The following is a 7993-nucleotide window of genomic DNA, read 5'->3' as shown; positions in this document are numbered from 1 at the left end:
GCTGCCATGATTTCTAAATTTTAAATTGTTAAATTATTTTTGAATTTTTTACTGTCTTTTCGCTTTTGATAATTCAAAGATAGACCCACTTTTTAATATTCTTTGTAGTAATTCTACTACAATTTTGAGATTTATTTTTATTTTAGAACAAAGTTTCTACAATTAATCAGTCCAAATAAAAAGTTAAATTTATCTAAAAGACTAGATTTCAAAGCATTAAAATCGCACTTATTTAATTTAATTTTATGTACATTTAGTTTTTGAGAAATAACAGTGTAATTCAATAGAAAACCAAAGATTATTCGGTAAATCAATATGAATTTAAATCAACAAATTTACTCCAAAGAAGCCATTAAGGCTAGAATGTTGCAAAACGCCACAAAATTGTGGGGCCTAAAGAACATCCAGTCTCTCGACCCTTTCGTCAAGTTACTTATTGACGCTTTTAGCACAGAAATTTTTAAAGCTAATAATGAAATTGAAAGTATAAATGGTAGAATTTTAGAAAAATTATCCCGTTTATTAACGCCGACAAAATACGCGCATCCAAACCCTTCCCATGCCATTGCTTTTTCCTATCCAGATGAAGACAAGGAATTGATCATGGAACATTCGGAATATTTTCTGAAAAAACAACTGAATTCTTTTCAGAAAAACCAATCTGACAAACAGGTAGAAATTTCTTTTACTCCTATCGACAGTGTAGAGTTGATCAGAGCTCAAACTGCCTTAATTATTATTGGAAATACAGCGTACAGTATTGACGAAGAACTCAATAAAATCCCCATTCTTCGATTAGAAGCTAAGGTGGAGGAATATCGAACGATCAAATTAGGAATCGACATCAGCGATTATAATTCTGAAGTTTTTCCGACGAAAATTGCTTTATTCTGTTCAAATCCCACCTATGAAAATGTTGATTTTGTTTACCGGCTTTTACCTCATGTGAAGGTATTTCATAATGATATTCCTTTAGAAGTATCATCAGGATTAAGCTATCATGAAGACAGAACTTCAGAAGGTTTTGAAAAGATTTTTGAATTCCAGTCCATCAAAGAAAAAATTAAAGAAGACATTAAGAATACCTACCGGGAAAAATTTATTGAAGTTACCGGAATTTATCCTTCTATGTTTAAAAAAATAGAACCTGGATTACCAGATGATATTGATGATGGAAATACAGCATGGGCACCTTATCGAGGTAAAAAAATTCTTTGGCTAAAACTTGAATTTCCACCACAGTTTACCGCAGAAATTTTGGAAAATTTTCTTTTCGTATTAAATGCTTTTCCCATCTACAACCGCGGCTGGAAAAAAACCGAATATGCTTTGGATATCATGGGGAATAATATTCCGCTGGAAACAACGGATGACGAATTTTTTCTTTACGTGGATGAAGTAATCGACGGAAAAGGAAAAAAATATATGGAGATTCCCTTTACACCAACAGGAAATCTCGACGGTGATCTGTATACTTTGAGAAAAGGTGGAATGGAAAGATTTACAAACCGCAATGCCACAGATCTTATGGCACACGTCATGGAGTTGCTTCGGGATGAAGTAGCCGCGTTTTCCATCATCAACAGGGATAAAGTAAAAGATGTTCTTGGAGAAATTTCTGAGAAAATGAAAGGCTTGATGAAGAAGGTTGAGATCGCCAATCAGGAATTGAAGGAGGATGTGAATTATGTAATTATAGAACCGGTAGAAAGCGCAGCACACACTTATGCTTCTTTCTGGATCTCGCACTGTACTTTGGCAAATAATATCCGGCCGGGAACGGTTTTTAATTCGCAAAAGAGAGCACAGTCTCTAACTCTTCTTACTCAAACTTCCGGTGGTGCAGAAGAACAGAAACAGTCAGACACTATTTTAGCTTACAAATACGCCTTGACCACGAAAGACAAAATAATTTCGGTAGAAGATGTAAAAAACTACTGCAAAATGATCCTAAAAGATTCATTGAAAAAAATTAATGTGTCGAGAGGAACGATGATCAGTGATAAACCCCGCGAAGGTTTTATCCGAACGGTAGATATTGAAATCGTTGTACAGGATTATTCCTATTACGGAAGTAAATACTGGAATAATATGGCAACTACGATGAAGAATAACATCAAAAATAAAGCGATAGACGGAATAGAATATCGACTAAAAATAAGTGAGGATGCGGCAATTCTAGAGGTTTAAGGATTACTTTATGAAAAAAGACACTACTTATTTGGCACAACTCGATTATAATACTTTAGGAACAGATTTTAAAGTAGAAGTTGTTGCTGCCAATCTTTTGAAATATTACGACGAAAATTCAAACATATTTATTAAAAGAACGGGTATTAATGACAGACCTTATTTGAAGGACCTGAAAAAAGTGTACTTCAGCAATTATGGTTTAGACGAAGAAACCATTATCATGGAAACTTATCGGGAAAGCCTTTATGACTACCTCCCGGAAGGACTTTTTCACCCTCCAACACTTGGTAACTATAATAAAGGTGTAGAAAATGTAGTAAAGGAAATACGCCGGCAAAAAGAAGTGGAAGAAAATGCGCGCAATTTTTTTCAGCCTTTTGAATTAGAAATTTTCCACACAGAAATTTTAGCGCTTTTAAAAGAATCTGAATATTCCATCGCAGATAAATCTGATGTTTTAACGAAGACCTTGGCAGAACTTTGGCCTTTAATAAAAGATCTGGACAGAAATACAGCCCATATTTTTTTCTATATCATCCCTTTTTTGCATGAATTTAGGGGAAATGTTGAATGGATCGAAAGCTTTCTCTCCGCGTTTTTGAAATTGAACGTCAATATTACATTTGTCCCAAACAGTATAGAATCTTTTGAAGATAAAACAGATATGATGGTATTAGGAAAAGCAAAACTGGGCATTTCTTTGATACCAAATGGCAAACATATGGACGGCGAACGCAACTGGAAAGTTAATATCGGACCTATTCAATATGAACAAATCTATAAATTTATACCGGGACATCCGTTTCGTGAACTTTTATTGAAAATTTACGACTATCTTTTCCCTCTTTCTGTTAAGATTTTTGAAGACTTTATAACGGAAAAAAATGAAAGATCTTTTTATTTAAATGAGACCGAAAATACGAGCAGACTTAGTTATTCTACTTTCATTTAATTTAATTATATTTATAAACTAAAACAAGAATACAATGGAGTTGAGCTCTGTTAAAGGAATTTTTTTAAGGTATTTGCTAATGCCAATTTTTGCAGCCGTTATGATTTTCGTAATGGGAGCGATCCGTAAAGGGAAACCAGATATCAAGATCAGAACGATCATCATTTATGTTTTACTAACCTCTCTTTCCTTTGCACTTCTAGGGTTTTTGGGCTTTTCCGGTAATCTTTTTAGTCCGTACTGGTATCTTTTCAGCATGGGGATTAGTTTAGGATTGGGGATTTTACACGTTAATTTGCTGCATTTCTATTTTAGAAAGCATTTTGAGAAAATGTGGAAAGCCATACTCTTTGAGTTTGTTTTAACGATCACGTGTTTAATCGTCGGCGGTTATTTTTTCGCTTTGATTTTTAATTTTACTGGTAAAGGTTTAGGCAATGAGTACATGGCTGCAAGCAGTGTGTTTATTTTTATCATTCCTTTAATTTTTTACTACAGTTATCTGCAGTTCATCAGTATTCCATTTGATATTTATAAAACGTGGCAGTTTGATCCGGATCAAAAAGCCTTTAATTTTAAAGGAGTCGATTTTGATCAGTTACTCGTTTTAAATGTTGAGCTCAGTAAAAAAGTTGATGACGAGCAGCGATTTAACATTAAAGCAAAAACGCTTCCTACAGAAATTACATTTGGAGAATGGTTTTTTAGAGTGGTTGATGATTACAATTTTAAAAATGCCAATTCTAAAATTCAACTTTTTGATGAAACAGGAAAAGCATTTTACTGGATATTTTATGTAAAGAAATCATTTTTCAGCATGAGAAAATATATCGATTTTGAAAAAGATATTTTGACCAATAATCTCACTGAGAACGAATATGTAATTTGCAAACGGGTTATTAACAATAAGGAGGAAGGCTTTTCCTTTAAAAATTAAACAGTATGATAGAGCCAATAAAACATTACGCCGTCAATTGGGTAGATGGGATGAAAATTTCCAGAGAACACTTGATACAGCAGGAAAACTTCATAATTGATGCTATTCGGGACGCTAATTCCGTTAAAATAAATGCTTTTAATTATGGTTTGCTGCCATTTTCAGACAGTTACGGAGACAAGAGAATTTTTGAAATTCAATCTACTGCGACCAACGATGCACAATTAATTATAAAAAAATTGTCAGCAGTTACATTCGCCGGTCATCGAATAGAAGTCAATGATTTTAAAGTTAACATCCGCAGTTTAGCCAAAGATCTTAATACCGAAGACAATGAGAGTAATGGAGACTACTATATTCTGGCATCTGTAAATCCTTTTGATAAAATCTCTTTCGGGGAAATAAATTCGGAAGAAATTCCTCCCAGACATCCGTTTACGAAGGCAAACTCCAAAATAGAACTTGTTGATACTGCTTTACTTTTAAGTGGATATTCCGGCGGAAATTTTATTATTCTAGGTAAAGTGGCCATTAAATCTGGAATTGCGCAGATCGATGAACATTTTATTCCACCCTGTACTTCTGTGGAAGCGCATCCTAAACTGGTAGAATACTACAATCAATATTCTCATTCGATGAGTAATTTAAGGGTTTACGCCTTCAAAATCTTACAGAAAGTTGCCCATAAAAATCAAAATGATGAACTGGCCAATAATGTAAAAAAGATTTGTAAAACAATTGTGAATCATATCAGCGAAAACTATTTTGAGTTCAAAAATATGGTGTATAATGAGCCACCAATTTATATGATGAATGTTTTTTCTAAATTAGCACTTCACCTGTACAATGATACTCAGATGATGATCCCGGCCGAATTAGAAGAAATGCTTAATTACAGTTTAGAATGGAGCGAAGTAGCTCCTCATACCCTACTAAACCAGCTTTCAAGCGTTGCAGAGATCGATTACGTTCATCATGATACGGGCGAAATTTTCCACAATACGCAAATAATGCTAAAAAGTCTGGAACAGGTTTTAGGTAAACTGAGTGAACTGGATTATATCGGTCAGAGAAAAGAAAATGTGATCGTAAATGAGCAGCAGGTAAAATCGACCAATGATCCGAAAAAAGGATGGAGTGTCCTAGATTAACTTAAAAATGATCTGCGAAAAGATTATAAAAAGAAGTATCTTCAAAAAAAGTTAAGGAGTAATTAAATGAGTTTATATGCGAAATAATTCTACTAATTTAGTCCGTTTTTCTATTGCTGAGAGTGATTATTACTTTAAACAGTTTTTAATCAAAATGCTTTTAGAAAATCCTTTCTATTCCATTGTTAATGATTGCAATAATGGGAATGAACTGATTAACAGACTGTACAGAAAACAAGAAGATATTTTCATTCTTAATCTCTTTATGCCCATTCTTAGCGGTATAGAAGCTATTAAATTTATACGCGAAACAAATAATACCGTTCCGATCCTCACCTATTCTGACACGTATCAGGAAGATATGGCAAATCTCATCGCAGATATTCCCAATGTTTTTTATTGTCAAAAAAACAGCATTATCATCAAAGACTTACTTAGAAATTGCATCTTGTCTGAAAATAGTAATTATGAAGATTATAAAAAAGAATGGGCTTCGCAATCTCAATCGGTGCAGGATTATATGGAAAGACAGAAGCGGGAACAACAGGACATTTCTGTTACCGAAATCCAAATTATTAAACTTTCCTACGAAGGCTACAGCAATAAAGAGATCGGGGACAGAATAAATCTTAGCGCAAGAACTATTGACACTTATATCACGCGTCTTACAGAAAAACTAGGTTTAAAAAGCAAACTTGATCTGGTGAGATTTTGCGTGGAAAAAGGGTACTATAACTCAAGTATTTAATAATATGATATCATCCGGACAAAAAAGACTTAATAGAGACGATGTACAAAAAGGGACAAGAAATTTTATTCTTTCCTTTATAATCCTTTGCGCAATGGCTTTCTGTACAGTTTTTTTATTTTTTAAAAGCGCAGAAATGCAGAATAAAGAAATTCGCTCAGATCTAAATGCTTATCATGACATGCTTGGTAGAAATGAATTATTAAATATAAAGTTAGATACAATATATGAAAAGATGTCCCAGATGAGTAGTGATAGAGTTTCTAATGATATGTTTTTGCGGAATTCTATCATTCAGGATATTCAGGTTGGTAACCAATTAATTGCAGAAGACAGCGTAGCAGATTTAAAACAGATTTCAATTCTTCTAAAACAAATGCAGCCAATGCTCACCTATAAAAATGAGCTGTTAAAGAAAAAAATGGAAAAAACCAGTATTTCCAGGTTACTAAATGAATGCATGGGAAATGACGGACGAGTAACTGAAGGCATCAAAAAGAAAAACAAACCTAAGGGAAAACTTTATTAAAAAGATTCAGATGCAAGTAAATATTACATTATCAAACAAAGAAAAAAGACATTATTTCCTTTATTTACTGGGAATGATGCTTATCACTATATTAATTTTGTCAGTGATAACGCTAAGAAAATTTCATTCACCATTTTCTGATGCTGACCTTCACAGCGTTTTAATATTGCAGGAAAAATCTCAATTTGACGAAGCTCAAAAATCAATGCAAAAAACCATTGACAGTACATTTACAAAACTCAATAAGATGGATCCCGAAAAATCTGATCCAATGCAGGATAATGATATTGATGTTGGAATAAGTGACATAGGAAATGCATTTAAAATTACTGCGGTTACAGATCCAAGACAACGAGGTTATGCCAGAATCGCTAATTTTTATAAAATGTATCAGCTTGATAAAAAAGACATGCATATTACCAAAGAAAATGTAGATCTGTTTAAGCAGCAGTATGATAACTGTCTCATTAATGTAAAAGAGAAAGCCCAGCAAATGAATCAAAGAGATAATGCACTCATCATGCATAACGGAAGATAAAACATAGAACTATGAATTACATACAAAAAAACAGAAGGAATATTCTGCTGATCTCAGCGGCCGTAATTATTCTCGCCGGATTATTGATCTGGGCACTGCAAAAAAAGGGTTACACCTCTGAAGATATGGTCGCCACAGTTTCCCCTAACTCGGTAAATGTCGGTGAATCTGTCAGTTTTGAAGACAAAACATCGTTTGGAAAAACCAGAAAATGGGTCTTTGGTGATGGCTCTGAAAGTACGGAGCAAAAAGGTTTGCATATTTATAAAAAACCTGGTTATTACCAAGTTTCATTAATTTTAGATAATGAGTACACCAAAACTTTTCCCATCTTAGTTTCATCTGCCGTAGTAGCACTTATTACTGATCCTTCCGTTCGAACTTCTACTGTAATTGATGCACCATCACAAGCGATGCAGTTAGAAAATGTACTCTTCCGAGCGGTGTCAAACGACGCGAAAATTTATTCCTGGAAGTTTGGGGAAACTGGTAATATTGATGCGAAAGATAAAATGGTCACCTATGCATTCAAAAATGCGGGGACCTACGTTGTTACACTATACACAGATGCTGATACAGAACCGATCGTACATCAGATAAAAATATTGCCTTCCTATCCGGTGGAAAATCAGCAGGAAATACAGCCTATCGCGCCTACGCAAGGTGAAGTGATCAATAAGATGAATGATGATTTTAGATACCACTTGCAACAAATTGCGAATGGAAGTAATTTCAATATGCATTATTATTATTTGCTTCGAACATATTTATGTAACAAAGAAAATGTTTCTGTTTCTTCAAATGGTAAAAACATATCCTTCTACTACTACTGCACGGGACTTCAGTTTGATAAAAACAACCTTATACAGGAAGTTACAACAACGGTCGATCCTGGTCAGAATTGCGTAACGAAAGTAGAAGTGAAACAAAGCAAAGAATAAAAAA

General features: G+C 33.8%; 8 protein-coding genes. All 8 read left to right on the top strand.

Annotation, left to right across the window (positions count from 1 at the left end):
- Positions 1 to 315: 315 nt before the first annotated feature.
- On the top strand, positions 316 to 2190 hold the full coding sequence (locus OA86_RS14660; RefSeq protein WP_039354889.1) for a type VI secretion system baseplate subunit TssF: 1875 nt from the start codon (positions 316 to 318) through the stop codon (positions 2188 to 2190).
- A gap of 10 nt (positions 2191 to 2200) precedes the next feature.
- A complete protein-coding gene (locus tag OA86_RS14655) occupies positions 2201 to 3145 on the top strand; it encodes a hypothetical protein (RefSeq protein WP_039354886.1) in 945 nt (314 codons plus the stop codon).
- Between the two features lie 34 nt (positions 3146 to 3179).
- Positions 3180 to 4082 carry a TssN family type VI secretion system protein gene (locus OA86_RS14650; RefSeq protein WP_039354884.1) on the top strand — a complete coding sequence of 301 codons (903 nt, stop codon included), beginning with the start codon at positions 3180 to 3182 and terminating at the stop codon, positions 4080 to 4082.
- A 5-nt stretch (positions 4083 to 4087) separates the two neighbouring features.
- Positions 4088 to 5233, top strand: coding sequence for a hypothetical protein (locus OA86_RS14645; RefSeq protein ID WP_039354881.1), 1146 nt, complete (start codon positions 4088 to 4090; stop codon positions 5231 to 5233).
- A 76-nt stretch (positions 5234 to 5309) separates the two neighbouring features.
- Positions 5310 to 5981: a response regulator transcription factor gene (locus tag OA86_RS14640; protein ID WP_039354879.1), complete on the top strand. Its 672-nt coding sequence runs from the start codon at positions 5310 to 5312 to the stop codon at positions 5979 to 5981.
- 4 nt (positions 5982 to 5985) lie between these two features.
- On the top strand, positions 5986 to 6510 hold the full coding sequence (tssO, locus tag OA86_RS14635) for a type VI secretion system TssO (protein WP_169743961.1): 525 nt from the start codon (positions 5986 to 5988) through the stop codon (positions 6508 to 6510).
- A 10-nt stretch (positions 6511 to 6520) separates the two neighbouring features.
- Positions 6521 to 7048, top strand: a complete 528-nt coding sequence (tssO, locus tag OA86_RS14630) for a type VI secretion system TssO (RefSeq protein ID WP_039354877.1) — start codon at positions 6521 to 6523, stop codon at positions 7046 to 7048.
- An 11-nt stretch (positions 7049 to 7059) separates the two neighbouring features.
- Positions 7060 to 7989 (top strand): PKD domain-containing protein, encoded by a 930-nt coding sequence (locus OA86_RS14625; protein ID WP_039354875.1) that lies wholly within the window; start codon positions 7060 to 7062, stop codon positions 7987 to 7989.
- Positions 7990 to 7993 lie beyond the last annotated feature (4 nt).

The organism is Kaistella jeonii (assembly GCF_000812865.1).
GTDB lineage: Bacteria > Bacteroidota > Bacteroidia > Flavobacteriales > Weeksellaceae > Kaistella > Kaistella jeonii.
Note: the sequence above shows the minus strand (reverse complement) of the source record. Positions and strands in the feature narration are given on the sequence as shown.